The organism is Monashia sp. HAY1-11D (assembly GCF_056868035.1).
The window spans coordinates 4,038,883-4,064,773 of sequence record NZ_CP200320.1 but is presented as its reverse complement, the minus strand read 5'-3'; the positions used below and the strand labels follow the sequence as shown (position 1 = coordinate 4,064,773).

The following is a 25,891-nucleotide window of genomic DNA, read 5'->3' as shown; positions in this document are numbered from 1 at the left end:
CCGCCCCCGTGAGCGCGTCGACCGGCGGCGCCCCGCTGCGCGTCGTCCTCGGCGTCAGCGGCGGCATCGCCGCGTACAAGGCGTGCGCGCTGCTCCGGCTGTTCGCCGAGGCCGGCCACGACGTCACGGTCGTGCCCACCGCGGCAGCGCTGCGCTTCGTCGGGGCGCCGACGTGGTCGGCGCTGTCGGGCAAGCCGGTCTCGACCGAGGTGTGGACCTCGGTCCACGAGGTGCCGCACGTGCGCATCGGCCAGTCCGCCGACCTCGTCGTCGTCGCGCCGGCCACGGCCGACGTCCTCGCCAAGGCGGCCCACGGGCTCGCCGACGACCTGCTGACCAACACCCTGCTCACGGCGCGCTGTCCGGTCGTCTTCGCCCCGGCCATGCACACCGAGATGTGGGAGCACCCGGCCACGCGCGCCAACGTGGCGACGCTGCGCTCACGCGGCGTCCACGTCATCGAGCCTGCGGTCGGGCGCCTCACCGGGGTCGACTCCGGCGCCGGGCGGCTGCCCGAGCCCGCGGACATCTACGCCGCGTGCCTCAGGGTCCTCGGCGGCGTCGCCACCCTCGACGCCGGGGCCGATGCCGATGCCGATGCCGCCGCCGTCGCCTCCGCCGACGGGTCCCTCGTCGGACGCCGCGTCGTCGTCTCCGCGGGTGGCACCCGCGAGCCGCTCGACCCGGTCCGCTTCCTCGGCAACCGCAGCTCCGGCAAGCAGGGGCTGGCCATCGCGCGGTCCGCCGCCGCCCGCGGTGCCGAGGTCGTCCTCGTCGCCGCCAACGTCGACCTGCCGGTGCCCGAGGGCGTGGACGTCGTCCGGGTCGGCACGACGCTCGAGCTGCGCGACGCCGTCGCCACGGCCGCGCGCGGGGCGGACGTCGTCGTCATGGCCGCGGCGCCCGCGGACTTCCGGCCGGCCACGGTCAGCGACAGCAAGATCAAGAAGGACCCTGCCGCACCGGGCGCCGGTGGCCTGACCGTCGAGCTCGTCGAGAACCCCGACATCGTCCGCGGTCTCGTCGCCGACCGTGACGCCCGCGGCGACACCCGTCCGCTCGTCGTGAGCTTCGCCGCCGAGACCGGTGACGCCGACGGTTCGGTCATGGACCACGCGCGCGCCAAGTTCGCCCGCAAGGGCAGCGACGTCCAGGTCGTCAACGAGGTCGGGACCGACACGACGTTCGGCAAGGACGACACGACCGTCCACGTGCTGCGCCGCGGCACCGAGGACGTCCTGACGATGGGACCGGCCGGCAAGGACGTCGTCGCCGACGCCCTCTGGGACACCCTGACTCCGCTGATCCGCTGACGGTTAGACTCACGCAACACGCCCGCGCCACGAGCCCCGCCGACCGGGCCACACCACCCGCACCCGAGCCAGGGAGAGCCAGTGTCCGCACGTCTGTTCACGTCCGAGTCCGTCACCGAGGGACACCCGGACAAGATCTGCGACCAGATCAGCGACTCCGTCCTCGACGCTCTGCTGCGGGTCGACCCGCAGGCCCGGGTCGCCGTCGAGACGATGGTGACGACCGGCCTCGTCCACGTCGCCGGTGAGGTGTCGACGACCGGCTACGTCGAGATCCCGCAGCTGGTCCGCCAGACCATCCTCGAGGTCGGCTACGACGGCTCGCAGAAGGGCTTCGACGGGCGCACGTGCGGCGTGTCGATCTCCATCGGCGCGCAGTCGCCCGACATCGCCCAGGGCGTCGACACCGCGCACGAGAACCGGCACGGTGGCATCGACCCTCTCGACAAGCAGGGCGCTGGCGACCAGGGCCTCATGTTCGGCTACGCCTGCGACGACACCCCCGAGCTGATGCCCCTGCCGATCTTCCTGGCCCACCGCCTCGCCGAGCGCCTGACCCAGGCCCGCAAGAGCGAGGAGCTGGCCTACCTGCGTCCTGACGGCAAGACCCAGGTCACCATCGCCTACGAGGGCGACAAGGCGGTCCGGCTCGACACCGTCGTGCTCTCGACCCAGCACGCACCGGACGTGTCCCTCGAGGGCATGCTCGAGCCCGACATCCGCGAGCACGTCTTCGCGCCCGTCCTCGAGGAGCTCGCCGCGAGCGGCACCGACCTCGACACGTCGAGCTTCCGCGCCCTCATCAACCCGACGGGCCGCTTCGAGATCGGTGGCCCGATGGGTGACGCCGGGCTCACCGGCCGCAAGATCATCGTCGACACGTACGGCGGCATGGCCCGCCACGGCGGTGGCGCCTTCAGCGGCAAGGACCCGAGCAAGGTGGACCGCTCGGGCGCGTACGCCATGCGCTGGGTGGCCAAGAACGTCGTCGCGGCCGGGCTCGCTCGCCGCTGCGAGGTGCAGGTCGCCTACGCCATCGGCAAGGCCCAGCCCGTCGGCCTCTACGTGGAGACGTTCGGCACCGAGACGGTGCCGGTCGACTCCATCCAGCAGGCCATCGGAGACGTCTTCGACCTGCGCCCCGCCGCGATCGTCGACGCCTTGGACCTCCTGCGCCCCATCTACAAGCCGACCGCCGCCTACGGCCACTTCGGCCGCACCAAGGCCGACGGCGTCGACAACGCCTTCACCTGGGAGCGCACGGACCGTGTGGACGCCCTGAGGGCCGCCGTCTCCGCCTGAGGCTAGATTCGCCCTCGTGGGCGACGAACCGACGAACGACCAGTCGCAGCGACCGGCCTCCGGGCCGGTCGCTGCGGTCGTCGTGGAGACGCCGCTGGCCCACCTCGACCGGCTCTTCGAGTACGCGGTCCCCGAGGAGATGGACGACGACGCCGTGCCGGGCGCGCGGGTCCGGGTCCGCTTCGCCGGGCGCGACCTCGACGGTTTCGTCGTCGAGCGTCGCGCGGCACCCGAGCACGACGGCCGGCTCGCGCCGCTGCGCCGGGTCGTCAGCCCCGAGCCGGTCCTGACGCCAGAGGTCCTCGCGCTGTGCCGGGCCGTCGCCGACCGGTACGCCGGCACGCTGAGCGACGTCCTGCGCCTCGCCGTCCCCAAACGGCACGCCACGGCCGAGCGGGCCCTCGCCCTCGAGCCCCCGCCGGCCGACCCCGTCGGCGCGCCGGAGCCGGGGCCCTGGTCGGCGTACCCGGCGGGCCCGGCGTGGCTGCGCCGGCTCGCGGCCGGTGAGGGTCCGGCCGCGGCGTGGACGGCTCTGCCGGGACGGGTCCCCGAGCAGGACTGGCCGGCAGCGCTCGCCACCGCCGCCGCGACGGCGCTCGCGGCCGGCCGGGGGTCGTTGCTCGTCGTGCCCGACCACCGCGACGTCGACCGGCTCGACGCGGCGCTGACGGCAGCACTCGGTGCCGGCCGGCACGTGCGCCTCACGGCCGACCAGGGGCCGCAGGCCCGGTACACCGCCTGGCTCAAGGTGCTGCGCGGCCACGTCCGCGTCGTCATCGGCACGCGCGCGGCGGCCTTCGCGCCGGTCCGCGACCTCGGTCTGGTCGCGTGGTGGGACGACGGCGACGACCTGCTCGCCGAGCCGCGCGCCCCCTACCACCACACGGGCGTCGTGCTCGGCCTGCGCGCCGCGGCCACCGGCGCGGCCCTGCTCACCGGCGGGTTCGCGCGGAGCCTGCGCGTCGAGGCGGCCCTGGAGTCCGGAGCACTGGTGCCGGTCGAGCCGGGGCCCGGGTGGCGAGGCGCCGTCCCCCGCGTCACCGTCGCCGGGGAGGGCACCGACGAGGAGCGCGACGGCCCGGCCGCGCGGGCCCACCTGCCGGCCCGCGCCCACCGCGTCGCCAAGGACGCGCTCGTCGACGGACCGGTGCTCGTCCAGGTGCCCCGGCGCGGGTACCTGCCCTCGCTCAGCTGCGCGGAGTGCCGGACGCCGGTCCGGTGCGGGCGCTGCCGCGGCCCGGTGGCCCAGGGCGCCTCGGGGGCGGCGCCGGGGTGCCGCTGGTGCGGGCTCGTCGTCGCGCCCGGCACCTTCCGCTGCGTCGAGTGCGGGTCGCCTCGGCTGCGTTCCTCCGTCACGGGCGCCCGGCGCACGGCCGAGGAGATCGGCCGCGCGTTCCCCGGTGTGGGCGTCCACACGTCGGGCTCGGGCGAGGTGCTGCGGGCCGTCGGTCGTGAGCCCTCCCTCGTCATCGCGACGCCCGGTGCCGAGCCGGTCGCCGAGGGCGGCTACACCGCGGTGCTGCTCCTCGACGCGTGGGCCAGCCTCGACCTGCCCGTGCACGACGCGCCCCTCGAGGCGCTGCGCCGGTGGACCGCGGCGGCTGCCCTCGCCCGCGAGGGCCGCGCGGTCGTGCTCTGCGGTGTGCCCGACGGTGTCGCGCTGCCGGCGGTCGAGGCCCTCGTGCGCTGGGACCCGGGCTGGCTCGCCGGGCGCGAGCTCGCCGACCGGCGCGAGCTAGGCCTGCCGCCGGCCGCGCGCGTCGCGCAGCTGACCGGCACGCGACGCGCGCTGGAGGAGGCCCTCGAGCAGGTCGACCTGCCCGCATCGGCGCAGGTCCTCGGCCCGGTGCCACTGCTGGGGGCGGTCGCCCAGCGGCGGGGCGCGGCCACCGACGGCGACGCCGACCGCCGGCCGAGCGACCACCACGTCCTCGTGCGCGTCCCGTCCGCCGACACCACCCAGCTGACGCGGGCCCTGCTCGCCCTCAAGGCCTTTCGGTCAGCGCGCAAGGAGCCCGAGGTCGTCACCGTGCGCGTCGACCCCGTCGACGGGTGGTGAGCACCACGGCCGCCGACCGGCGCCGGGGACCGAGCCGGCTGGCAGAGTGTGCCCCATGCCGTCCACGCCGCCGTCGCGCGACCTCGACCTCGTCCTCTTCGGCGCGACCGGCTTCGTGGGCGCGCTCACCGCCGCACACCTGGCACGGCGCGCCGGCGAGGAGCCCGGTGAACCCGTCCGCGTCGCCCTGGCCGGGCGCTCCCGCGAGCAGCTGGGGGCGCTGCGTGTCGAGCTGTCGGGGATCGACACCGCGGCTTCACGGTGGGAGGTCGTGGCTGTCGACGCTGTCGACGCTGCCGGGCTGAGGGTCCTCGCCGCCCGGACGCGGGTGCTCGCCACGACCGTCGGCCCCTACGACGCCCACGGGCGCGAGGTGGCCCGGGCCTGCGCCGAGGAGGGCACCCACTACGCAGACCTCACCGGCGAGGTGCTCTTCGTCCGCTGGTCCCTCGACGAGCTCGATGCCCTGGCCCGCGGGACCGGTGCCGCGATCGTCCACGCGTGCGGCTTCGACTCGATCCCCTCCGACCTCGGGGTGTTCCTCACGGCGCACCGAGCAGCGGCGGACGGGGAGGGCACGCTGGCCGACGTCACCCTGCGGGTGCGGTCGATGAACGGCGGGTTCTCCGGCGGCACCGTCGACTCGGTCCGCTGCCAGGCGATCGCCGCCCGGGCCGACGCCGGCGTCCGACGGGTGCTCGCCGACCCGTACGCGCTCAGCCCCCGCCGCACGGACGAGCCGCCCAGCGGCAACGGGCGACGACCCGGCGCCCTGGGGCGGCTGCGCAAGCTCGTGCCGGTCGACCGCGACCCGGGGAGCGGTCGGTGGAACGGGCCGTTCGTCATGGCCTCGTTCAACACCCGGATCGTGCGCCTGTCGAACACCCTCACCGACTGGTCCTACGGCCGCGGCCTGCGCTACCGCGAGGTGGTCGACGTCGGGCGCGGCCCGCTGTCGCCCCTCGTCGCCGCGGTCCTGGGCGTCGGTCTCGTCGGTGGCCTCGCCGCGCTGTCGTTCGCGCCGACGCGAGCCGTGCTCGACCGCTTCCTGCCGCGGCCCGGGGAGGGGCCCGGAGAGGCGCAGCGCGCGGCCGGCCGGTTCCGGATGGACCTCCACGCGACGACGACGACCGGGGCGCGGTACCTGACCCGAGTGGCCGCACCGTTCGACCCCGGGTACGGCGGGACGGCCGTCATGCTCGGCGAGGCGGTCCTCGCGCTGGCTTGCGACGACGGGCTTCCGCGACGCACCGGGGTGTCCACGCCTGCCACGGCTCTGGGGGAACGCCTGGCCGAGCGCCTCCGCGAGCAGGGTTTCACGTTCGAGGTGCGTCGGTCGTCCTGAGCGTGACCCCCAAAGAGATGCTTGACGGTGAGCCCGGGAGCGCGTCATGCTCCCCGGCATGTCTTTGGAGCAGAAGCGGATCAGCGAGCTCCGCGCGACCGCACACCCGCTGCGGCTGCAGATGCTCTCGCTGCTCACCGGGGCGGAGCTGAGCGCCGCGGAGGTGGCCCGCGAGCTCGACGTCACCCAGGCCAACGCCAGCTACCACCTGCGGCTGCTCGAGTCGGCCGGCCTGCTCGAGGTGGCCGGCGAGGAGACCGTGCGCGGAGGCCGGGCCAAGAAGTACCGGCACCCGTGGGACGCGCCCGTCGCGCGCCCGGAGGCGACCCGCGAGGAGGACCGGCTCGCGTACGTGCGCGTCCTCGCGGACATGATCCCGCGGCGGTTCCTCGAGCGTCAGCAGGGTTCGCCGAGCCGCTTCACCGACGCCGACCTCTGGGTCGAGCCGGGGGTGTGGGACCGCGTCTGTGCCCTCGTCGACGAGGCGAGCACCCTGCTGCACGCATCAGCCAGGCCGCCGCGCACCGAGGGCACGGTGCGGGCGGCACTGTCCGTGGCCGCCTTCCGGCTGCGGGTCGAGGACGACACCGGGGACGACACCGAGGACGACAGCGGGCGGCAGGAGGAGGCATGAGGCTGCGGCAGTCGCTCGGCGCACTCGGCGACCGCCGGTTCGCCTGGTACTTCACGGCCCGCACCGTCTCGACCGTGGGGTCCGTCATGGCGCCGGTGGCGCTGGCCTTCGCCGTCCTGCACGTGGACGAGTCGGCCGGGGCGCTCGCACAGGTCCTCGGGGCACGGACGCTCGCGATGGTCGTCTTCCTCCTCGTCGGCGGGGTCGTCGCGGACCGGTTCTCGCGCGTCACCGTCCTGCAGGCCTCGCATGCGCTGACCTTGCTGACCCAGGCGGCGGCTGCCGTCCTCGTCGTCAGCGGGCACGCGACGCTGACGCAGCTGACCGTGATCGAGGCCCTCAACGGGGCCGTGTCGGCGTTCACGATGCCGGCGATGATGGGCATCGTGCCGCTCGTGGTCGAGCGCCCACGGCTCCAGCAGGCCAACGCGCTGCTGTCGTTCAGCCGCAGCGGCCTCGCCGTCGTCGGGCCGGCGGTGGCCGGTGGGCTCGTCGTGTCGGTCGGGCCGGGCTGGGCCCTCGCCGTCGACGCCCTGACGTACGCGGTGGCCATCGTCTGCCTCGCCCGGGTCCGGCTGCCACGGACCGACGCCGCCGCCCGGCCGGCCCAGTCCTCGATGGTGCGCGAGCTGCGGGAGGGCTGGAGCGAGTTCAGCGGCCGCCAGTGGCTCTGGGTCGTCGTCCTCGTCTTCGGCGTCCTCAACGCGATCCACGTCGGTGCGGTCGGGGTGCTCGGCCCGCTCGTGGCCACCTCCGACCCGGCGATCGGCGAGGCCGGCTGGGGCATCGTCCTGTCCGCCGAGGCCCTCGGCACCGTCATCATGACGGTCGTCATGATGCGGCTGCGGCTGCCGCACCCGCTGCGGGCCGGCATGCTCGCCATGACGGCCCTCGCGGTCCCGATGGCGATGCTCGGGCTCGCCCCGTCCCTCGTGGCCGTGGCGCTCGGCTTCCTCGTCGCCGGCGCGGCGGTCGAGGTCTTCGGCGTCGGCTGGTCCACGGCCCTGCACGAGCACGTGCCCCTCGCGGTGCTGTCCCGCGTGTCGAGCTACGACGCGCTCGGGTCCTTCGTCGCGATGCCGGTCGGCACCTTCCTCTACGGCTGGCTCGCCTCGGTCGTCGACCTCGAGGCGCTCCTCGTCGGCAGCGCCGTCGTCTACCTGGTCGTCGCGCTGTCCGCGCTGCTGTCACGCGCGGTCCGCGACCTCGGACGCGACGACGCCCCCGACACGAAGGTCGAGGGCGCCGCCACCGGGGCCCGCGCGTCGGCGTGACGCGTCGGGCGTGGTCCGGATCAGCGGATGGTGACGCCGTTGTGCGCGGCCATCACCCGCTGCAGGGACCGCGAGTCGACGAGCGTCGGGTTCGACGAGCTCTGGTGGCCCCAGCCGTAGGAGTAGTCCATGACCGGCGTCGGGACGAGCCGGCGCCACTCGGCGAGCATCGCCTGCATCTGCGTGGCCGTCGGCAGTCGGTAGTAGCCGCCGGCGATGTTCTGCTGGCCGAAGGTCTGGAACACCGGCACGATCGCCCCGAGCGGGATGCCCGCGCCACGGGCGGCGGTGACCTTCTCGCGGATCTTCGTCACCGGGCAGGTGGGGGAGGCCGTGGAGCACGGGTACGGGTCGAGGCCGACGAGGTCGACGTGGCTGGCCGCCGGTCGGAACGGCTTGTAGTCGGCGATCTTCGACAGGGCGATGAACGACTTCTGCGTGCCGCGGCTGCGGTAGCGGATGTAGTCCGCACGGCTCGCGAGGGCGGCCGGCCCCCGCGGGCAGGCGGAGATGTGCGGCTCGTCGGACAGGTAGTAGCCGAACACTCTCGGGTTGGCCGCGAGCCGGTCGACGGTCGCACGGAACGTCGCGTCGGCCGGCGTCGGGCACTTCTGGCCGAGCCACACGAGGCCTTGGACGCCGCTCGGCAGGCTCGCGACACCCGACGGCCCGGTGTCGAACACCGTGTAGCCGAGCGCGCGAGGTGCGGTCGAGCCGTGGAGGTTGGTGATGAAGTGCTTGGTCGCGGGCGCCGCGGCGACGAGGTCGGTCGCGGCGCCGGAGGGGAGCAGGAACACGGCGGCCGACGCGGCCAGCATGACGCGTCGGACGCTGCGGACGAGGCCGCGACGGCGGCCGGTGGTGGTGAGTTGCTGCACGGAACGTCCTCCGGGGGTGGGGTGACTGCGGCCGAGTGGCCAGAGCGCACGAGGAACGTGGCAGTCCCACGGTGCACCCATTCGCCCCGTTTCGGAGGGATTTGGCCGAAGATGCCCGGCGTGGCGCCCCCCGTCCCCGGGCCTAGAATCGGCCGCAGCCCGCCCGGACCCACCCGAAGGACCCGCCTCCGTGTCGATCAAGGACATCCGCCTCTTCGGCGACCCGGTGCTGCGCACCCGCGCCGCCGAGGTCGTCGACTTCGACAAGGAGCTCCGGGTCCTCGTCAAGGACCTGGAGGACACCATGCTCGACGCTCCCGGCGCGGGCCTCGCCGCGCCCCAGCTCGGCGTCGGGCTGCGGGTGTTCACCTACTACGTCGACGGCATCCTCGGCCACCTCGTCAACCCCGACCTGCAGCTGTCCGAGGAGGAGCAGGACGGCCCGGAGGGGTGCCTGTCGATCCCCGGCCTCGCCTTCGACACGAAGCGCGCCCTGTCCGTCGTCGCCAAGGGCCAGAACATGTGGGGCGAGCCCGTCGTCCTCGAGGGCACCGAGCTGCTCGCCCGAGCCGTCCAGCACGAGACCGACCACCTCGACGGCATCCTCTTCGTCGACCGCCTCGACCCCGAGGCGCGCAAGGCGGCGATGCGCGCGATCCGCGAGGCGGAGTGGTTCGCCGAGAACCCGCCGGAGGTCCGCATCAGCCCGCACTCGACGTTCGGCCGCGCGCTGTGAGGGTCGTCTTCGCCGGCACCCCCGAGGTGGCCCTGCCGAGCCTCGACGCCGTCGCAGCCTCGGGCCACGAGCTCGTCGGAGTGCTGACGCGTCCGGACGCTCCCGCCGGCCGCGGCCGCCGGCTCGAGGCCTCGCCGGTGCGTCGCCGGGCCGAGGAGCTCGGCGTGCCCGTGCTGACCCCGGCGCGGCTGGGTGAGCCGGAGCTCCTCGACGCGCTGCGTGCCCTCGCGCCCGACGCGTGTCCCGTCGTCGCCTACGGCAACCTCATCCCGCAGGCCGCTCTCGACGTCCCGACCCGGGGCTGGGTCAACCTGCACTTCTCGCTCCTGCCCGCCTGGCGCGGTGCCGCGCCGGTGCAGCACGCCATCATGGCCGGCGACGAGGTCACCGGCGCCTCGACGTTCCGCATCGAGAAGGGCCTGGACACCGGGCCCGTCTACGGCGTCATGACCGAGCCGATCCGGCCCACCGACACCGCCGGCGACCTGCTCGACCGCCTGGCCTCCGCCGGAGCGGGTCTGCTCGTCGCCACGCTCGACGGCATCGAGAGCGGGAAGTCGTCGCGGTCCCGCAAGCGGCGGAGGGCGTGTCGCTCGCCCCGAAGATCGAGGTCGAGGACGCGCGCATCACGTGGACCCACCCGGCCACCGCCGTCGACCGCCTCGTGCGCGGCTGCACCCCGTCGCCGGGAGCGTGGACGACGTTCCGTGGCGAGCGGTTCAAGCTCGCCCCCGTGACGCCGGTCGCTCCCGGCCAGGTCCCCGACGAGGAGACGCTGCCACCGGGCCGGCTGCTCGTCACGAAGCGGGCCGTCTTCGTCGGTACCGGCACGGTGCCGGTCCGTCTCGGCACCGTGCAGGCCCACGGCAAGAAGCCGATGCCTGCCGCCGACTGGGCCCGCGGGAGCCGCGTCCAGGCGGGGGAGGTGCTCGGCGGTGAGTGACGAGCAGACCGGGCGCGACCTGCCCGACCGGCCCGACCGGCCCGACCGGCCGGACCGGCGAGGGGGGCGCCAGCGTCCGCCGGCGCGCAGTCGCTCGGCCCAGCACCGGTCCTCGCAACGCCCGTCCGAGCGCGCTCGCCGCACCGACCCGGCGCGCCTGGCCGCCTACACCGTCATGCGCGACGTCGCGCAGGGTGCCTACGCCAACCTCGCGCTGCCGAAGCACCTGCGCGAGAAGCGGATCAGCGGCCGTGACGCCGGTTTCGCCACCGAGCTCGTGTACGGGGCGACGCGTCTGCGCGGGCTCTACGACGCCATCGCGGCCGTCGCCGCCGACCGCCCCGTCGACAGGATCGACCCGCGCGTCCTCGACACCATCCGCCTCGGGGCGCACCAGCTGATCGGGATGCGGGTGCCGACGCACGCTGCTGTCGACGAGACGGTCGCCCTCGCGCGGCAGGTGAACGGGGCCGGGGCGGCGGGGTTCGTCAACGCCGTCATGCGCCGGATCAGCGAGCGCGACCTCGACGCGTGGCTCGAGGCGGTGACGGCCCGCACCACCGACCCGGTCGAGGCGCTCGCCGTCCGCACCTCGCACCCCGCCTGGGTCGTCAAGGCGCTGCGCGCCGCGCTCATCGGTCACGGAGCCGCGACGGCCTCCGACGTCGACGAGCCGCTCGCGGCGCTGCTCGCCGCCGACAACGCACCGCCCCGCGTCGCGCTCGTCGCCCGGCCGGGCCTGGCCACCGTCGAGGAGCTCGTCGACGCCGGCGCCGAGCCGTCGTTGACGAGCCCGGTCGGGGCCGTGCTGCCCGAGGGTGACCCCGGCGCCCTGGCCGCGGTCCGGCAGGGGCGGGCCGCCGTGCAGGACGAGGGCTCGCAGCTGCTCGCGCTCGCCCTGGCCGCGGCCGAGGTCACCGAGGATGCGGCGGCCCACGAGCGGTGGCTCGACCTGTGCGCCGGGCCGGGTGGCAAGGCCGGGCTCCTTGCGGCCATCGCCGTCCAGCGGCGGACTCCCTTCGTGGCCAACGAGGTCAGCGACCACCGCGCCGACCTCGTGCGCCAGACCCTCGACGCGGCGCGCGCCGCAGCCGCCGACGCCGGCACGACGGTCGAGGTGCGCCACGGTGACGGCCGCGACGTCGGCGACGACGAGCCGGGCCGGTACAGCCGGGTCCTCGTCGACGCGCCCTGCACCGGCCTCGGCGCCCTGCGCCGCCGCCCCGAGGCGCGGTGGCGCCGCAGCCCGGGCGACGTCGCCGCGCTCGCCGGCCTGCAGCGTGAGCTGCTCGCGTCGGCCATCGACGCCACGGCCCGGGGCGGCCTCGTCGCCTACGCCACGTGCAGCCCGCACCTCAACGAGACGCGGTTCGTCGTCACCGACGTGCTGAAGAAGCGCGACGACGTCGAGCTCGTCGATGCCCGTGACCTGTTCCGCGACGCGTCCGGTCGTCGGCTCGACGGTCTCGGCGAGGGACCATTCGTCCAGCTCTGGCCCCACGTCCACGGCACCGACGCGATGTTCCTCGCCCTGCTGCGTCGGCGCTGAGCGCGGACCCGCAGGTGCGCCCCAGGTGCGCGCGTCCGCCAGAGGCGCACACCTCTGCCGCCAGTGCTGCACCCTTCCGCCAGAGGTGCGCCGTGCACCGGCCACTCCTGCCGCAAGCGCGCACTCCTGTCGGTGACGCCCTCGAGTCGCCGTGCAGCCGCCCGCCCGCTGCGGACACCGAACGTCCGGAACTGCCGATACGGTCCGGGTCATGGCCATCGCCCGCTATCCCAGCTTCGTCATCGACTGCCCTGACGCGGCCGCTCTCGCAACGTTCTACGGTGCCCTGCTCGACTGGTCGGTCGAGGTGTCCGACGGGTGGGGCGAGGTGCGCGCCGAGAACGGCCAGTGCATCTGCTTCCAGCAGGTCGAGGGCTACCAGGCCCCGGAGTGGCCCGGCCAGCAGGTGCCGCAGCAGATGCACGTCGACATCGTCGTCGACGACCTCGACGCCGCCGAGCCCGACGTCCTCGCCCTCGGTGCGACGCGGCACGACCATCAGCCCGGCACGAGCTTCCGGGTCTTCCTCGACCCGGCCGGCCACCCGTTCTGCCTCTGCGTGGACTGACGCCCCGCGGCCGCGCCTGGGACGGCCCCTAGGCTGTGCGCGTGCAGATCTCCCCGAGCATCCTGTCCGCGGACTTCGCCAACCTCGAGTCCGAGCTGCGCCGCATCGGCAACGCCGACTGGGCCCACGTCGACGTCATGGACGCCCACTTCGTGCCCAACCTGACCCTCGGCCTTCCCGTCGTCGAGGCCCTGCTCAAGGTCAGCCCGGTCCCGGTCGACGCGCACCTGATGATCGAGGACCCCGACCGGTGGGCGCCGATGTACGCCGAGGCCGGCTGCCAGTCGGTGACCTTCCACGTGGAGGCGGCACAGGACGCCCGCGCGCTGGCCCGGACGCTGCGGGCGGCCGGTGCCCGCGCGTCGATGGCGATCAAGCCGGGTACGCCGTTCGCGCCGTACGAGGACCTCCTTCCCGAGCTCGACATGGTCCTCGTCATGACCGTCGAGCCCGGGTTCGGCGGCCAGTCGTTCATGGCCGACCAGATGCCCAAGGTCGCGCAGGTGCGCGAGGCCGTGCGGCGCCACGGCGGCGAGATCTGGGTGCAGGTCGACGGTGGCGTCAGCGCTGACACGATCGAGCAGTGCGCCGAGGCCGGTGCCGACGTGTTCGTCGCCGGATCGGCCGTCTACGGGGCCGAGGACGCGGCCGCCGCGGTCGAGCAGCTGCGCCTCCTCGCCGAACGCCACCGCCACTGACCCCTCGGCCGCGAAGTCCCGCGAAGACCGTGGTCGGCGTCACCGTGGACGCCGGGTGCAGGGCAGCGTGGGCCGGGTGCATACTGGGAGGCACGTGCTCCGGGGTCGGTGTAATTCCGAGCCGGCGGTTACAGTCCGCGACCCGACCGCATCCAGCGGCCGGTTGACCTGGTGAGATTCCAGGACCGACGGTGAAAGTCCGGATGGGAGGCAGCACGAGACAGGCCGTCGTCGGCCGGTGCGCGCGCACCCGTGAGGTCCGCGCCAGCCAGACCCGACCTGTGGAGTACCCCCGGAGTTCGTCCGACACACACCACGAACCTCCGAGGACGAACACCACATGGTCACACTCGCAGCAGCGGGCGCATCGCAGAACCTGTTCCAGCAGGTCCTCGACGCCGCCATCCCCATCGGTCCCTACCAGCTGCACTGGACCGAGCTCGTCGGCGTCCTCATCGGCGTCGCGTCCGCCTACCTCGGGATGAAGCGCCTCGTCTGGGCCTGGCCCGTCGGCATCGTCGCCAACATCCTGCTCTTCTTCGTCTACACCGGCGCCCTCTTCGGTGCCGACCAGCGCATCCCGCTCTTCGGCCAGGCCGGCCGGCAGATCTTCTTCATCGTCACGAGCGTCTACGGCTGGTGGCGCTGGAGCCAGGTGCGCCGGCTCAACCACGCCGGTGACGCGTCTGGGGTGGCCATCACCCCGCGCTGGGCCACCGGGCGCGAGCGCACCGTGTCGGTCGCGTTCTGGCTCGTGGGCACCGTCATCGCCGCGCAGGTCTTCCGGATGCTGTCCGAGGCCGCCCCCAACCCGTTCTGGACGCCTCAGTGGTGGTTCTTCTGGTGCGACGCGTGGATCTTCGTCGGCTCGATCGTCGCCACGTACGCGATGGCCCGCGGCTGGAACGAGTTCTGGCTCGCGTGGATCGCCGTCGACCTCGTCGGGGTGCCGCTCGGTTTCGCCACCGACTACGTGCCGACGTCGGTGCTCTACATCTTCTACGGCCTGTTCGTCGTCTACGGCTTCCTCCAGTGGGTCAAGGTGACTCGCACGAGCGACCGCGTCGACGTCGAGCCCGACCTCACCCCCGCCAAGACCGGCTGACCGGAGCACCACATGCGTGACACGGTGGCCACGGCCTGGATGCGGCGAGCACTCCACCTCGCCGCGTCCGGCCCGTGGCCCGACCCCAACCCGCGCGTCGGCTGCGTCCTCGTCGCGCCCGACGGCACCGTCGCCGGGGAGGGGTTCCACCACGGGGCCGGGACGCCCCACGCCGAGATCGACGCCCTCGCCGACGCGGGGGAGCGCGCCGTGGGCGCGACTGCCTACGTGACGCTCGAGCCGTGCGCCCACCACGGGCGTACCGGGCCCTGCGCGGCGGCCCTCGTCGAGGCCGGCGTGGCCCGGGTCGTCTTCGCCCAGAGCGACCCGAACCCCGACGCCGCCGGCGGGGCCGAGCACCTGCACGCGGCCGGGGTCGAGGTCACCGGTGGGCTGCTCGCCGACGAGGCGGCCGAGCTCAACGCCCGCTGGGCGCGCACGGTCGCGCTCGGCCGCCCCCTCGTGACGTGGAAGTTCGCCGCCACGCTCGACGGGCGCAGCGCCGCCGCCGACGGCACGAGCCGGTGGATCACCGGTCCGGGCGCCCGGGCCGACGTGCACCGGCTGCGCTCGACCCGTGACGCGGTCCTCGTCGGCACCGGCACCCTCCTCGCCGACGACCCGCGTCTGACCGTCCGCGACGCGTCGGGCACCGACGTCCCCGTCCAACCGCTCCGCGTCGTCATGGGCCTGCGCGACGTGCCCGCCTCCGCGGCCGTGCACGCCGGGCCCGGCGACGTGCTGCACCTGCGCACGCGTGATCCCAAGGAGGCCTTGGAGCGGCTGTGGGACAAGGGGATCCGTGACGTCTGGCTCGAGGGAGGGCCGACGCTCGCGGGTGCCTTCCTCGCCGCTGGGCTCGTCGACGACGTCTACGCCTATCTCGCGCCGGCCCTCCTGGGGTCCGGTCCGACCGCCGTGGCCGACCTCGGGGTCGGCACGGTCGCCGACACCCTCCGCCTGCACACCACGGACGTGACGCTCGTCGACGGAGACGTGCGCATCCACGCCACCACCAAGGAGTAGTCCCATGTTCACCGGAATCGTCGAGGAGCTCGGCACCGTCGCGGCCATCGAGCACGGCGCGGACTCCGCCGTGCTCCGCATCACCGGTCCGCTCGTCGTGTCCGACGCCGTGCACGGCGCCTCGATCGCCGTCAACGGCGTGTGCCTGACCGTGACCGAGCACGACGCCGAGGGCTTCGCCGTCGACGTCATGGCCGAGACTCTCCGCCGCAGCTCGCTCGGCGCGCTGCGCGCGGGCGAACGCGTCAACCTGGAGCGCGCCATGCCCGCCGACGGACGCTTCGGCGGCCACGTCGTGCAGGGTCACGTCGACGGCACCGCGACGATCACGGGGCGCACGCCCGGCGACCGCTGGGAGACCGTCGAGCTGACGCTCCCCGCCGACCTCGCCGGCTACGTCGTCGAGAAGGGCTCGATCACGGTCGACGGCGTCTCGCTCACGGTCGCGTCGGTCACCGACGATGCCTTCACCGTCTCGCTCATCCCGACGACGCTCGCACTGACGACCCTGGGGCACAAGGGAACCGGCGAGGTCGTCAACCTCGAGGTCGACGTCATCGCCAAGTACGTCGAACGTCTGCTCCGGTACCGACCGGCCGGCGAGGAGGTCGCGCCATGAGCGGCCTGTCGACGGTCGAGGAGGCCCTCGACGCGCTGCGCGCCGGCCGGCCCGTGCTCGTCCTCGACGACGAGGACCGCGAGAACGAGGGCGATCTCGTGCTGGCCGCCGCGACCGCCACCGAGGAGTGGATGGCATGGACGATCCGGCACTCGTCGGGTTACCTCTGCGCGCCGGTACCGGACGCCGTGGCGGACCGCCTCGACCTGCCCCTCATGGTCGCCGAGAACCGCGACCCGCTCCGGACGGCCTACACGGTCTCGGTGGACGCCGCGTCGGGGGTCACGACGGGGATCAGCGCGGCCGACCGCCTGCGCACCGCGCAGGTGCTCGCGGACCCCGCGTCGACTCCCGCGGACCTCATCCGCCCCGGACACATCCTGCCGCTGCGCGCCCGACCGGGAGGCGTGCTGACGCGAGCCGGGCACACCGAGGCCGCGGTCGACCTGACGCGCCTGGCCGGCCTCGAGCCCGTGGGCGTCATCGGTGAGCTGGTCCACGACGACGGCCGGATGATGCGCTTCGACGCCGTCGTGGCGCTCGGCCGGGAGTTCGGTCTGCCGGTCGTCACCATCGAACAGCTCGTCGAGCACCGCCAGCGCCACGACCGCGTCGAGCGGCTCGCCACGACCCGGATCCCCACGGTCCACGGCACCTTCACCGCGCACGGCTATCGCGACACCCTGACCGGCGACGAGCACGTCGCGCTCGTCAGTCCCCGCGGCCTGCAGGGTCTCACCGGGACCGGCCCGGTGCTGACCCGGATGCACTCCGAGTGCCTGACCGGCGACGCCTTCGGCTCGCTGCGCTGCGACTGCGGTCCGCAGCTGCAGGCGTCGCTGTCGCGCGTCGGCGCCGAGGGGGGCGTCGTCGTCTACCTCGGGGGGCACGAGGGGCGCGGTGTCGGGCTCGTCGACAAGCTGCGGGCCTACGCCCAGCAGGACCGGGGCGCCGACACCGTCGACGCGCAGACCGCGCTCGGGCTGCCGGTCGACGCGCGCGAGTACGCCGCCGGCGCCGCCATGCTGCACGACCTGGGGGTGGAGGCCGTCGTGCTGCTGACGAACAACCCGCGCAAGGTCCAGGCGCTGCGCCACCTCGGCCTCGACGTCGTGGCCGTGGAGGGGCTGCACGGTCCGGTGGGTCGCGACAACGAGCAGTACCTCATCACCAAGCGCGAGCGCCTCGGCCACGACATCCCGACCGGTGGCGGCCCGGTGCCCGGGCGGCACCCACAGCAACACCGACAGCACCATGAACACGGACAGGAGACGGCATGAAGGACGGCGCCCCCACCATCAGGACCGACGGGCGGGGCCTGCGCGTCGCCGTCGTCGCCGCGAGCTGGCACCAGACGGTCATGGACGGGCTGCTCGACGGCGCCCGCAGGGGCCTGCGCGACGCCGGGGTCGAGCACGTCGACGTCGTGCGGGTGCCGGGCACCTTCGAGCTACCGGTCGCCTGCGCGCGACTCGCGGAGTGGTACGACGCCCTCGTGGCCCTCGGCGTCGTCATCCGCGGCGGCACGCCACACTTCGAGTACGTCTGCCAGGCCGCGACCGCCGGGCTGACCGACGTCGCGGTCCGAACCGGCACGCCGGTCGGTTTCGGCGTGCTGACCTGTGACCACGAGCAGCAGGCCCTCGACCGCGCCGGCCTGCCCGGTTCGGCCGAGGACAAGGGGCACGAGGCGGCCACCGCGGCGGTCGCCACCGTCGTCGCCCTCGCGCGCGTGGCGCCGCCCGGAGCCGGAGGCAGCGGGGGCCCCCGCGTCGTCCCGGCGGCCCGGTCCGCCACGGAGTGAGCGGGGTCGGGGCGGTGAGCACGGCCCCCGTACGCTTGGGCCTCGTGAAGACCTTCGAACAGCTGTTTGCCGAGCTCGCCGACAAGGCGGCGACGCGGCCCGAGGGCTCGGGCACCGTCGCGGCCCTCGACGCCGGGGTGCACGCCATCGGCAAGAAGATCGTCGAGGAGGCCGCCGAGGTGTGGATGGCCGCGGAGCACCAGACCACGGACGAGGCCGCCGAGGAGATCAGCCAGCTGCTCTACCATCTGCAGGTCCTCATGCTCGCCAAGGGCATCTCGCTCGACGACGTGTACGCGCACCTCTGAGGCGCGGGCCGCTCACCGCCACAACGACTTCCGAGGACCACCCATGCTCCGCATCGCCGTGCCCAACAAGGGCTCCCTGTCCGAGGCGACCGTCGACATGCTCCGCGAGGCGGGCTACCGGACGCGTCGCGACACCAAGGAGCTCGTCGTCACCGACCACGACAACGACGTCGAGTTCTTCTACCTGCGCCCCCGCGACATCGCCGTCTACGTCGGCTCCGGCACCGTCGACGCCGGTGTCACCGGCCGCGACCTGCTGCTCGACTCCGGCTCCGGCGCCATCGAGGTCATGACGCTCGGGTTCGGCGCGTCGACGTTCCGGTACGCCGCACGCCCGGGGCACGTCGCGTCGATCGAGGAGATCGCCGGCAAGCGCGTCGCCACGTCGTACGCCGGGCTCGTGCGCTCGGACCTCGAGCGGCGCGGCGTGACCGGAGAGGTCGTGCGTCTCGACGGTGCGGTCGAGACCGCGATCACCCTCGGCGTCGCCGACGTCATCGCCGACGTCGTCGAGACCGGCACGACGCTGCGCCAGCAGGGCCTCGAGGTCTTCGGCGAGCCGATCCTGCACTCGGAGGCCGTCCTCGTGCGCGGGGACCGGCCCGGAGAGGACCAGGCCGTCGCGGTCCTCCAGCGTCGCCTGGCCGGCGTCATCACCGCCCGCACCTACGTCATGCTCGACTACGACTGCCCGCGCGAGCTCGTCGACCGGGCCACCGAGCTGACGCCCGGCCTCGAGTCACCGACGGTGTCGCCGCTGCAGGACGAGGCCTGGGTCGCCGTCCGCGCGATGGTGCCGCAGGTGGGGCGCAACCGCCTCATGGACGAGCTCTACGACCTCGGGGCGCGAGCCATCCTCGTCACCGACATCGCCGCGTGCCGGCTGTGAGCGACGACCCCGCCCCCGTCGCCCCGCACCACGAGGGTGACGCGCTGGCGCCGTTCCGCCCGCGCCGCGGACGGGTCGTCGCCCTCGTCGCGGTGTGGGGCTCCCTCGTGCTCTTCGGCGCCATCGCACTGCTCATGCCGGCCCAGACCATCGGTCACTGGGGCCTCGTCGACCGTCTCATGCTCTTCGGCCTCGGCGTCGTCCTCGCCGCGGTCGCGTGGCGCTACGCGACGATCGTCGCGGTGCCGAGCCGTGACGGGCTCGTCGTGCGCAACCTCGTCGTGACCCGGACGCTCGAGTGGGCGGAGGTCGTGGGCGTGCAGTTCGGCGGCGGTGAGCCCTGGGTCAGCCTCGACCTCGAGGACGGTGACACCGTGGCCGTCATGGCGATCCAGAAGGCCGACGGCGACGTCGCCGGGCACGAGGCCTCGCGGCTCGCGGCGCTCGTGCAGGCGTTCGGCGAGGCCCGGGAGCCGGGGCAGGGAGAGCGACCGTGACCGACGTGACGCCGGTCTACCCCTCGCCGGAGCACCTGCGCCACGCGCTCGGGCACTTCGCGACCGGGGTCACGATCGTCACCGGATACGCGGCGGACGGCGAACCGGTCGGTTTCGCGTGCCAGTCCTTCGCCTCGGTGTCCCTGCGCCCGCCGCTCGTCCTCTTCTGTGCCGACCACCGCGGGCGGTCCTGGCCGCGGATGCGCGACCAGGCACGCTTCACCGTCAACGTCCTCGAGCACGAGCAGCGTGACGTCGTGGCCCGGTTCGGCTCGAGGGCGGGACGTCGCTTCGACGGGCTGGAGTGGACACCCTCCGAGCACGGCGGTCCGAGCCTCCCGGGGGCCATCGTCCGCGTCCACTGCACCGTGGAGCAGGTGCACGTGGCCGGTGACCACGACGTCGTCATCGGTCGCGTCCGCGGCCTCGAGGACGGCGAGGCCGGCCGGCCGATGCTCTTCTACCGGGGCCGGTTCACGGTCACCGAGCGGCGTGGCAGCTCTGCCCGCGACGACGCAGCCGAGCCGATGGACGACTACTGGGGCTGAGCCCTGCAGGCACCGCAGCGCCGGCGGCCGTCGGTACGGCACGGTCCCGGACGGCATCGAGGAGGTCCACGGAGCCGAGGACTCAGCCGACGCCGAGCCGGGCGAGACGCCGAGCGCCGGGAGGGTGACCCTCGCGGCGCTCAGCATTGCTCCGTGTGGCGAGTCACCATCCGTGCCGCGCCAGCCGGCTCGTGCCGTGGAGCAATGCTGAGCGGTCGGGGTGTCCCGATCCCGCTGAGGGCGTCATCGCGCGCGCCGAGGCGCGACTCAGGCGAGCACCTTGTACGTGACGACGAGGCGCACCTGGCCGATGTCGTAGTCGTTGGTGTAGTAGGCGTTGGGGACGTAGAGGGTTGCCTCCACCTGACGGGTCGAGCTGACCAGACCAGCAGGCGACACCGACCCGATCGTGCGCCAGGCGTTGGACGTTCCGGTGAGTCGCACCCGGGGACCTGCGCGGGTACCGTCGAACGATGAGCGACGGACCCGCGGAGGACCGCGTCGAGGCGCGCGCAGAGCTCCTGCCGGAGGAGCAGGCCGCGGGCAGCGACGACCCCGAGACCCAGGCACGGGCCATCCTCGCCGAGTCGGACGAGCGCACCGAGGATCCCGAACGGACACGACACGAGTCCACGCAGACGCCGGACGAGCACTGACGCGACGGCGCACCGGGCGTCACCGGCTCCGGCGATGGCCCGCGGCGTCCGGTCACCCCCTGCCCGGGCTGTCCAGACGCGCCAGGGGCCCGGCGTCACGCACGTGCACCACCTGCCACGGCGAGGCGACGTAGAGGGCTGCGCCGACCACGGCGACCGCGGTCCCGACCACGCAGACCCGGACCAGCACCGCGACGGTCCTGACCCGGAGCCGGCGCCGGACGAGGGCGAGCACAGCGAGTCCGGCCAGAGCACCGGCGGTGTTGACGATGATGTCGGTGGTGTCCGACCTCCCCACACCGAGCACGTACTGCGCGAGCTCCAGGGCCAGGCTGGCCGCCGCTGCGGTTGGAGCGACCGTCCGTACCCGTCGCTCCCGGCGCAGGAGACCCAGGTACACGCCGAACGGGACGAAGAGCAGGAGGTTCGCCGCGACCTCGGACGGCGCGCTGGCACCGGCCTGCCGGGTCGCCACGAACGGAACGAGCTTGACGACGCGCTCGCTGCCGGTCCACGGGACGTCGAGCTTCCACAGCACGGCCCACCCGAGGAGGGCGAGGTAGAGGCCGAACAGCGCGCCGAGGCGGCGTCGGCCCGTCAATGCTGCATCCGGGGGTCGTGCGACGGGTCGCTGAACATCGCCGGGCAGCCACGCTCGCCGGCATCGGCGCGGAGCTCGTAGTGCCAGGGCTCGTTGGCGTAGACCTGGCACAGGCCGTATGTCGCCCCGTGCTGCGAGAGCCACGTGGTGGCGTCGAGCTTCCCCGACGTCGACCGCCTCTCCCGCGACGTGGGGGGACGCGGCTGCGTCGGCGACCCAGCGGGAGGCCTCCGCACCCGTGCCGTACCTGGTGACCGCCTCGTCGCGCAGCCGGTCCTGGTAGGCCGCCGAGCGCCAGCCGCTGTTGACGAAGATCGTGACCCCCTGCCGCTCGGCAGCCGTCGTGGCCCTGCGGAGGGCGCGGACCAGGGCCGGGTCGAGCTTGCTCAGGGCCGGGAACCCGGTGTCGAACGCCGTGACACCGTCAGGGAGCCGACCGTCCGCGACGCCGAGTCCGTGCCTGTCGCCGGTCAGCTCACCGGGCGCGTGGAGGGAGGCAGTCGCTCGGATGCGCTCGTAGGAGGCGTGCACGGACGGCTCGGCAACCCCGGGTGGTGCTGCCGACCCACCGGCCGGCGCGCGGCAGGCGGTGACGCCCACCAGCACGATGACGATGCCGAGGACGGTGGGCAGGGCCGACCGACGGCGGTGCCGTCGCGCCGAGGAGTGCTGGAGCGGGAACATGCCGCCCAGCCAAGCCCGGGCCGCGTTGCCGGCGCGTATGCCGTTTTCGATACGCGGACGATAGGGGCGCGGTCCCTATCCTTGGCGCATGCGCGTGTTGGTCGTCGAGGACGAGCCCCTGCTCGCAGGAGCCATCCGTGACGGCCTGCGGCTGGAGGCGATCGCGGCCGACACGGCCGGGGACGGCGACCTCGCTCTGGAGCTGCTGGCCGTCAACGCGTACGACATCGCCGTGCTCGACCGCGACGTCCCCGGGCCCAGCGGCGACGAGATCGCCAGGCACATCGTCGAGTCCGGTGCCGGGACGCCGATCCTCATGCTGACGGCGGCCGACCGCATCGAGGACAAGGCCTCGGGCTTCGAGCTCGGCGCCGACGACTACCTCACCAAGCCGTTCGAGCTGAGGGAGCTCGTGCTCCGCCTCCGGGCGCTCGACCGCCGGCGCACCCACAGCCGACCACCGGTGCGCGAGATCGCAGGTCTGAGGCTCGACCCGTTCCGCCGTGAGGTCTACCGCGACGGTCGGTACGTCGGCCTCACCCGGAAGCAGTTCGCGGTGCTCGAGGTCCTCGTGGGTGCGGACGGCGGTGTCGTCAGCGCCGAAGAGCTGCTCGAGCGGGCCTGGGACGAGAACGCCGACCCGTTCACCAACGCCGTCCGCATCACGGTCTCGGCGCTGCGCAAGCGACTCGGCGAACCGTGGGTCATCGCCACGGTTCCCGGCGTCGGCTACCGCATCGACGCAGGGCCGGACGCCGGCCGGGGCGGTCCGGGTGCCTAGGCCGCCGGGCCTGAGCGTCCGCCTCAAGCTCACGCTCAGCTACACGGGCTTCCTCATGGTCGCGGGCACCTTGCTGCTGGCGACGGTCTGGGTCTTCCTCCTGCGCTACGTGCCCGAGCACACGCGCACCGGTCCGGGCCTGCCGGGCCCCTTCACCCCGACGCGCTCCGACCTCCTCGATGCGTTCACGCCGCGCGCCGTCCAGGCGCTGACGTTCCTTCTCGCGTTCGGCCTCCTCGGGGGGTGGCTGCTTGCCGGACGGATGCTGGCGCCCCTGAGCCGGATCACCGAGGCGACCCGCGTCGCGGCCACCGGCTCGCTGGCGCACCGGGTCCGGCTCGAGGGCCGCAGCGACGAGTTCCGTGAGCTCGCAGACGCCTTCGACACCATGCTCGCGCGGCTCGAGGCACACGTCGCCGAACAGCGGCGCTTCGCCGCCAACGCCTCGCACGAGCTGCGCACCCCCCTCGCGATCACCCAGACCCTCCTCGAGGTGGCCCGCAAGGACCCGGACCACGACCACGGGCAGCTCGTCGGACGGCTCCTCGACCTCAACGCCAGGGCAGTCCGGCTCACCGAGGCGCTGCTCCTGCTCAGCCGGTCCGGCCAGCGCTCCTTCACCCGGGAGGAGGTCGACCTGTCACTGCTCGCGGAGGACGCCGCCGAGACGCTGCTCCCGCTGGCAGAGGAGCGTGGTGTCGCCATCGAGAAGCTCGGGCGACACCGCCTCGACGCTCGGGTCGCCGGTGCTCCTGCAGCAGATGACGACGAACCTCGCGCACAACGCGATCGTCCACAACCTGCCTCGGGGCGGCACGGTGTGGGTCACGACCAGCGCGCGGACGGAGGGGAGCGTCGTGCTCACCGTCGAGAGCACCGGTGAGCACCTCGACGCCGCCCTGGTCGGCACGCTCGCCGAGCCCTTCCAACGCGGGGCCGGACGCACGCGAACGGAGCACGCCGGTGTCGGCCTCGGCCTCGCCATCGTGGACAGCATCGTCCGGGCACACGACGGGACCCTCACGCTCACCCCGCGTCCGGGTGGCGGACTGCACGTCGCCGTCCGGCTGCCTGCCGCCGGGGCTCGCCCGCGCCATCCCCACCAGGCCTCGGGGACCTCCGTGTCATCGTGCGAGACGTGAGTGCCGTGGCAAGGGCCGGCCCCGCTCAACCGGTGGCGGTCCGGCTCACTCGGACCGACCCGCTTCGTGCTCGTGGGCGATCACGTGCATGACCGCGTTGATCAGGGCCAGGTGGGTGAACGCCTGCGGGAAGTTGCCCAGGTGGCGGCCGGTGTGGGTGTCGATCTCCTCGGCATAGAGCTCGAGCGGCCCGGCCAGCGACAGCAGCTTGGCGCACAGCTCGTGAGCTCGCCGGTGCTGCCCGATCTCGGACAGCGCCGACACGAGCCAGAACGAGCAGATCGTGAAGGTGCCCTCCTTGCCGGAGAACCCGTCATCGGTCTCGTCCACCCGGTACCTCAGCACCAAGCCGTCCTCGGTGAGCTCGTCCGCGATCGCGAGCACCGTCGCCCGGATCCGCGGGTCGTCGGACGGAAGGAACCGCACCAGCGGCGCCAGGAGCAGCGACGCATCGAGGGCGTCGGTCCCGTAGTACTGGGTCAGCACGCCGCGATCGTCGACGCCGTGTTCGAGGACGTCCGCCTTGATCTCGTCGGCGGCCAGCCGCCACTGGGAGGCCTCGGCCTCCTGCCCGATCATCGCGGCGAGGCGCGCACCGCGGTCCGCCGCGACCCAGCACATGATCTTCGAGGAGGTGAAGTGCTGCAGCTCGCCGCGTACCTCCCAGATGCCCGCGTCCGGCTCCCGCCAGTGCTTGAGGGCCGCCTCGACCTGCTTGCCGAGGATCGGCCAGATCCGCCCGTCCAGGTGGTCGGCGACCTTCGAGTGCAGGTACACGGAGTCGAGGAGCGCGCCCCAGACGTCGTGCTGCACCTGCGAGTGGGCGGCGTTGCCGACGCGCACCGGCCGTGAGCCGGCGTACCCGGGCAGGTGGTCGAGCGTCGACTCGGAGAGGTCGCGCTCTCCACCGATCCCGTACATGATCTGCAGGTCGTCGTCACGCTCGGCGACGTCGGCGATGAACGAGAAGAAGTCGACTGCCTCCCAGTCGAACCCGAGCGAGTACATGCCCCAGAGGGCGAACGTCGCGTCACGGATCCAGGTGAAGCGGTAGTCGTAGTTGCGTGCCCCCCCGACGGTCTCCGGTAGCGACGTCGTCGCGGCCGCCGCGATGGCTCCGGTCGGGGCGTACGTCAGTCCTTTGAGCGTCAGGGCGCTTCGCTGCAGGTAGCTGCGCCACGGATGGTCGGGGAAGCGGCCGCGCGCGAGCCAGTGCTGCCAGTGGTGCGCCGTCCACTCGAGCCGGTCGTGCGCCTCGGCGGTGGTCAGCGGTGGCGGGACGGCCCCCCACGAGAGGGCGAGAAAGCGCTCGTCGCCGGCCTTGAGCAGCGTCCGGGCCGTGGCCTGCCCGCCCTCGAAGCCGAGACGAAGATCCGTCGTCAGCGTCAGCGACACGTCGGACCCCTCGGCCGATGCGCGCCCCTGGTGGTAACCGCGGTCGGTGTACTCCCATCGCGCCGTCCGACGGCCGTAGTCGAGCACGGGCTCGCACTCCATCACCAGCTGCACCTCGCCCGACACGCAGCGGATGTTGCGCAGGAGCGTGTGCTCGGAGTCGTAGTCCACGGGCGTGCGATGGTGCTTCAGGGACACCCCGTCGTCGTGGTGCCACGGACCGATGAGCAGGACGTCCCGGACGATGATCCACCCTGTCGGGGTGCCCCAGCTCGTCTCGAGCACCATCGTCCCCGGCAGGTAGCGGCGTGCCGACGGCACGCTCACGTCCGAGGGCCCCAGGCGGAAGCGCCCCGAGTGCCGCCCGAGCATCGCGCCGAAGACGCTCGGGGAGTCCAAGCGCGGCAGGCACATCCAGTCGACGTCCCCGCCGGGAGCCACGAGCGCCGCCACCTCACCGTCCGACAGGAACCCGTAGTCCGCGATCGGCACCGTCTGGTGCGTCGGAATGCCCTGCCCGTGCGGTGTGTCGGCCAT

27 protein-coding genes, 1 pseudogene and 1 riboswitch are annotated in these 25,891 nt (G+C 73.8%); of the genes and pseudogenes, 24 read left to right on the top strand and 4 right to left on the bottom strand.

Annotation, left to right across the window (positions count from 1 at the left end):
* The first annotated feature begins 35 nt into the window (after positions 1–35).
* The 6 genes from coaBC to AC1VM9_RS18820 all read left to right on the top strand — a co-directional run bounded on the left by coaBC (position 36) and on the right by AC1VM9_RS18820 (position 7,927).
* On the top strand, positions 36–1,313 hold the full coding sequence (gene coaBC, locus AC1VM9_RS18845) for a bifunctional phosphopantothenoylcysteine decarboxylase/phosphopantothenate--cysteine ligase CoaBC (RefSeq protein WP_483124049.1): 1,278 nt from the start codon (positions 36–38) through the stop codon (positions 1,311–1,313).
* A gap of 81 nt (positions 1,314–1,394) precedes the next feature.
* Positions 1,395–2,615 carry a methionine adenosyltransferase gene (metK, locus tag AC1VM9_RS18840; protein ID WP_481342577.1) on the top strand — a complete coding sequence of 407 codons (1,221 nt, stop codon included), beginning with the start codon at positions 1,395–1,397 and terminating at the stop codon, positions 2,613–2,615.
* A gap of 16 nt (positions 2,616–2,631) precedes the next feature.
* Positions 2,632–4,674 carry a primosomal protein N' family DNA-binding protein gene (locus AC1VM9_RS18835; RefSeq protein WP_483123706.1) on the top strand — a complete coding sequence of 681 codons (2,043 nt, stop codon included), beginning with the start codon at positions 2,632–2,634 and terminating at the stop codon, positions 4,672–4,674.
* A gap of 55 nt (positions 4,675–4,729) precedes the next feature.
* Positions 4,730–6,019 carry a saccharopine dehydrogenase family protein gene (locus tag AC1VM9_RS18830; RefSeq protein WP_483123705.1) on the top strand — a complete coding sequence of 430 codons (1,290 nt, stop codon included), beginning with the start codon at positions 4,730–4,732 and terminating at the stop codon, positions 6,017–6,019.
* Positions 6,020–6,077: 58 nt separating this feature from the next.
* Positions 6,078–6,653 (top strand): ArsR/SmtB family transcription factor, encoded by a 576-nt coding sequence (locus AC1VM9_RS18825; RefSeq protein WP_483123704.1) that lies wholly within the window; start codon positions 6,078–6,080, stop codon positions 6,651–6,653.
* Positions 6,650–7,927 (top strand): MFS transporter, encoded by a 1,278-nt coding sequence (locus tag AC1VM9_RS18820; protein WP_483123703.1) that lies wholly within the window; start codon positions 6,650–6,652, stop codon positions 7,925–7,927. Before AC1VM9_RS18825 ends, AC1VM9_RS18820 begins: the two co-directional genes overlap by 4 nt.
* Before the next feature lie 20 nt (positions 7,928–7,947).
* Here AC1VM9_RS18820 and AC1VM9_RS18815 read toward each other — a convergent pair whose 3' ends face one another.
* Positions 7,948–8,805 carry a hypothetical protein gene (locus AC1VM9_RS18815; RefSeq protein ID WP_483123702.1) on the bottom strand — a complete coding sequence of 286 codons (858 nt, stop codon included), beginning with the start codon at positions 8,803–8,805 and terminating at the stop codon, positions 7,948–7,950.
* Between the two features lie 190 nt (positions 8,806–8,995).
* On the opposite strand from AC1VM9_RS18815, the gene def reads away from it, so the two are divergent.
* The 14 genes and pseudogenes from def to AC1VM9_RS18745 all read left to right on the top strand — a co-directional run bounded on the left by def (position 8,996) and on the right by AC1VM9_RS18745 (position 20,095).
* Positions 8,996–9,541 (top strand): peptide deformylase, encoded by a 546-nt coding sequence (gene def / locus AC1VM9_RS18810; RefSeq protein ID WP_483123701.1) that lies wholly within the window; start codon positions 8,996–8,998, stop codon positions 9,539–9,541.
* Positions 9,538–10,484, top strand: a pseudogene (fmt, locus tag AC1VM9_RS18805) (methionyl-tRNA formyltransferase). Before def ends, fmt begins: the two are co-directional and overlap by 4 nt.
* Positions 10,477–12,033, top strand: coding sequence for an RsmB/NOP family class I SAM-dependent RNA methyltransferase (locus AC1VM9_RS18800; protein ID WP_483123700.1), 1,557 nt, complete (start codon positions 10,477–10,479; stop codon positions 12,031–12,033). The pseudogene fmt and the gene AC1VM9_RS18800 overlap by 8 nt, the downstream one beginning before the upstream one ends.
* Before the next feature lie 211 nt (positions 12,034–12,244).
* Positions 12,245–12,601: a VOC family protein gene (locus tag AC1VM9_RS18795; protein ID WP_483123699.1), complete on the top strand. Its 357-nt coding sequence runs from the start codon at positions 12,245–12,247 to the stop codon at positions 12,599–12,601.
* Positions 12,602–12,642: 41 nt separating this feature from the next.
* Positions 12,643–13,299 carry a ribulose-phosphate 3-epimerase gene (gene rpe / locus AC1VM9_RS18790; RefSeq protein ID WP_483123698.1) on the top strand — a complete coding sequence of 219 codons (657 nt, stop codon included), beginning with the start codon at positions 12,643–12,645 and terminating at the stop codon, positions 13,297–13,299.
* A 91-nt stretch (positions 13,300–13,390) separates the two neighbouring features.
* A riboswitch (FMN riboswitch) is annotated at positions 13,391–13,519 on the top strand.
* Positions 13,520–13,639: 120 nt separating this feature from the next.
* A complete protein-coding gene (gene pnuC, locus AC1VM9_RS18785; RefSeq protein ID WP_481343626.1) occupies positions 13,640–14,404 on the top strand; it encodes a nicotinamide riboside transporter PnuC in 765 nt (254 codons plus the stop codon).
* 12 nt (positions 14,405–14,416) lie between these two features.
* Complete coding sequence (gene ribD / locus AC1VM9_RS18780; RefSeq protein ID WP_481343627.1) at positions 14,417–15,430, top strand: bifunctional diaminohydroxyphosphoribosylaminopyrimidine deaminase/5-amino-6-(5-phosphoribosylamino)uracil reductase RibD; 1,014 nt, start codon at positions 14,417–14,419, stop codon at positions 15,428–15,430.
* Between the two features lie 4 nt (positions 15,431–15,434).
* Positions 15,435–16,049, top strand: a complete 615-nt coding sequence (locus tag AC1VM9_RS18775; RefSeq protein WP_481343628.1) for a riboflavin synthase — start codon at positions 15,435–15,437, stop codon at positions 16,047–16,049.
* Complete coding sequence (ribB, locus tag AC1VM9_RS18770; RefSeq protein WP_481344483.1) at positions 16,046–17,329, top strand: 3,4-dihydroxy-2-butanone-4-phosphate synthase; 1,284 nt, start codon at positions 16,046–16,048, stop codon at positions 17,327–17,329. Before AC1VM9_RS18775 ends, ribB begins: the two co-directional genes overlap by 4 nt.
* Positions 17,326–17,853 carry a 6,7-dimethyl-8-ribityllumazine synthase gene (ribH, locus tag AC1VM9_RS18765; protein ID WP_483123695.1) on the top strand — a complete coding sequence of 176 codons (528 nt, stop codon included), beginning with the start codon at positions 17,326–17,328 and terminating at the stop codon, positions 17,851–17,853. Before ribB ends, ribH begins: the two co-directional genes overlap by 4 nt.
* A 44-nt stretch (positions 17,854–17,897) precedes the next feature.
* The gene (locus tag AC1VM9_RS18760) at positions 17,898–18,161 is read left to right on the top strand and encodes a phosphoribosyl-ATP diphosphatase (RefSeq protein WP_481342554.1); all 264 of its coding nucleotides are present in this window, start codon (positions 17,898–17,900) and stop codon (positions 18,159–18,161) included.
* 43 nt (positions 18,162–18,204) lie between these two features.
* A complete protein-coding gene (hisG, locus tag AC1VM9_RS18755) occupies positions 18,205–19,050 on the top strand; it encodes an ATP phosphoribosyltransferase (protein ID WP_481342555.1) in 846 nt (281 codons plus the stop codon).
* The gene (locus AC1VM9_RS18750) at positions 19,047–19,547 is read left to right on the top strand and encodes a PH domain-containing protein (RefSeq protein WP_481342556.1); all 501 of its coding nucleotides are present in this window, start codon (positions 19,047–19,049) and stop codon (positions 19,545–19,547) included. Before hisG ends, AC1VM9_RS18750 begins: the two co-directional genes overlap by 4 nt.
* Positions 19,544–20,095 (top strand): flavin reductase family protein, encoded by a 552-nt coding sequence (locus AC1VM9_RS18745; protein ID WP_483123694.1) that lies wholly within the window; start codon positions 19,544–19,546, stop codon positions 20,093–20,095. The genes AC1VM9_RS18750 and AC1VM9_RS18745 overlap by 4 nt, the downstream gene beginning before the upstream one ends.
* Positions 20,096–20,362: 267 nt before the next feature.
* Here AC1VM9_RS18745 and AC1VM9_RS18740 read toward each other — a convergent pair whose 3' ends face one another.
* Entirely contained in the window at positions 20,363–20,539 is a 177-nt protein-coding gene (locus tag AC1VM9_RS18740; protein ID WP_481344485.1) for a hypothetical protein, read from the bottom strand.
* A 29-nt stretch (positions 20,540–20,568) separates the two neighbouring features.
* On the opposite strand from AC1VM9_RS18740, the gene AC1VM9_RS18735 reads away from it, so the two are divergent.
* Positions 20,569–20,751, top strand: a complete 183-nt coding sequence (locus tag AC1VM9_RS18735) for a hypothetical protein (RefSeq protein WP_481342559.1) — start codon at positions 20,569–20,571, stop codon at positions 20,749–20,751.
* A gap of 52 nt (positions 20,752–20,803) precedes the next feature.
* Here the strand turns inward: AC1VM9_RS18735 and AC1VM9_RS18730 are convergent, their stop codons facing one another.
* Entirely contained in the window at positions 20,804–22,036 is a 1,233-nt protein-coding gene (locus tag AC1VM9_RS18730; protein WP_483123693.1) for a VanZ family protein, read from the bottom strand.
* Between the two features lie 88 nt (positions 22,037–22,124).
* Between AC1VM9_RS18730 and AC1VM9_RS18725 the strand changes: the two genes are divergently transcribed.
* Genes AC1VM9_RS18725 through AC1VM9_RS18715 form a run of 3 tightly spaced genes read left to right on the top strand, consistent with a single transcriptional unit; the run spans position 22,125 to position 23,959 of the window.
* Positions 22,125–22,817, top strand: a complete 693-nt coding sequence (locus tag AC1VM9_RS18725) for a response regulator transcription factor (RefSeq protein WP_481342562.1) — start codon at positions 22,125–22,127, stop codon at positions 22,815–22,817.
* Complete coding sequence (locus AC1VM9_RS18720; protein WP_483123691.1) at positions 22,810–23,700, top strand: sensor histidine kinase; 891 nt, start codon at positions 22,810–22,812, stop codon at positions 23,698–23,700. Before AC1VM9_RS18725 ends, AC1VM9_RS18720 begins: the two co-directional genes overlap by 8 nt.
* Positions 23,606–23,959, top strand: a complete 354-nt coding sequence (locus AC1VM9_RS18715; protein WP_483124048.1) for a sensor histidine kinase — start codon at positions 23,606–23,608, stop codon at positions 23,957–23,959. Before AC1VM9_RS18720 ends, AC1VM9_RS18715 begins: the two co-directional genes overlap by 95 nt.
* Positions 23,960–24,004: 45 nt before the next feature.
* Here AC1VM9_RS18715 and AC1VM9_RS18710 read toward each other — a convergent pair whose 3' ends face one another.
* A complete protein-coding gene (locus AC1VM9_RS18710; RefSeq protein WP_483123690.1) occupies positions 24,005–25,891 on the bottom strand; it encodes a glycoside hydrolase family 15 protein in 1,887 nt (628 codons plus the stop codon).

Bases quoted from the DNA above. Each gene is read 5' to 3' on its own strand.
- ribH (WP_483123695.1), top strand. From the start codon at position 17,326: ATGAAGGACGGCGCCCCCACCATCAGGACCGACGGGCGGGGCCTGCGC.
- AC1VM9_RS18725 (WP_481342562.1), top strand. From the start codon at position 22,125: ATGCGCGTGTTGGTCGTCGAGGACGAGCCCCTGCTCGCAGGAGCCATC.
- AC1VM9_RS18735 (WP_481342559.1), top strand. From the start codon at position 20,569: ATGAGCGACGGACCCGCGGAGGACCGCGTCGAGGCGCGCGCAGAGCTC.
- AC1VM9_RS18820 (WP_483123703.1), top strand. From the start codon at position 6,650: ATGAGGCTGCGGCAGTCGCTCGGCGCACTCGGCGACCGCCGGTTCGCC.
- AC1VM9_RS18795 (WP_483123699.1), top strand. From the start codon at position 12,245: ATGGCCATCGCCCGCTATCCCAGCTTCGTCATCGACTGCCCTGACGCG.
- hisG (WP_481342555.1), top strand. From the start codon at position 18,205: ATGCTCCGCATCGCCGTGCCCAACAAGGGCTCCCTGTCCGAGGCGACC.
- AC1VM9_RS18710 (WP_483123690.1), bottom strand. From the start codon at position 25,891: ATGGCCGACACACCGCACGGGCAGGGCATTCCGACGCACCAGACGGTG.
- ribD (WP_481343627.1), top strand. From the start codon at position 14,417: ATGCGTGACACGGTGGCCACGGCCTGGATGCGGCGAGCACTCCACCTC.
- ribB (WP_481344483.1), top strand. From the start codon at position 16,046: ATGAGCGGCCTGTCGACGGTCGAGGAGGCCCTCGACGCGCTGCGCGCC.
- AC1VM9_RS18775 (WP_481343628.1), top strand. From the start codon at position 15,435: ATGTTCACCGGAATCGTCGAGGAGCTCGGCACCGTCGCGGCCATCGAG.
- AC1VM9_RS18830 (WP_483123705.1), top strand. From the start codon at position 4,730: ATGCCGTCCACGCCGCCGTCGCGCGACCTCGACCTCGTCCTCTTCGGC.
- AC1VM9_RS18730 (WP_483123693.1), bottom strand. From the start codon at position 22,036: ATGTTCCCGCTCCAGCACTCCTCGGCGCGACGGCACCGCCGTCGGTCG.
- AC1VM9_RS18825 (WP_483123704.1), top strand. From the start codon at position 6,078: ATGTCTTTGGAGCAGAAGCGGATCAGCGAGCTCCGCGCGACCGCACAC.
- pnuC (WP_481343626.1), top strand. From the start codon at position 13,640: ATGGTCACACTCGCAGCAGCGGGCGCATCGCAGAACCTGTTCCAGCAG.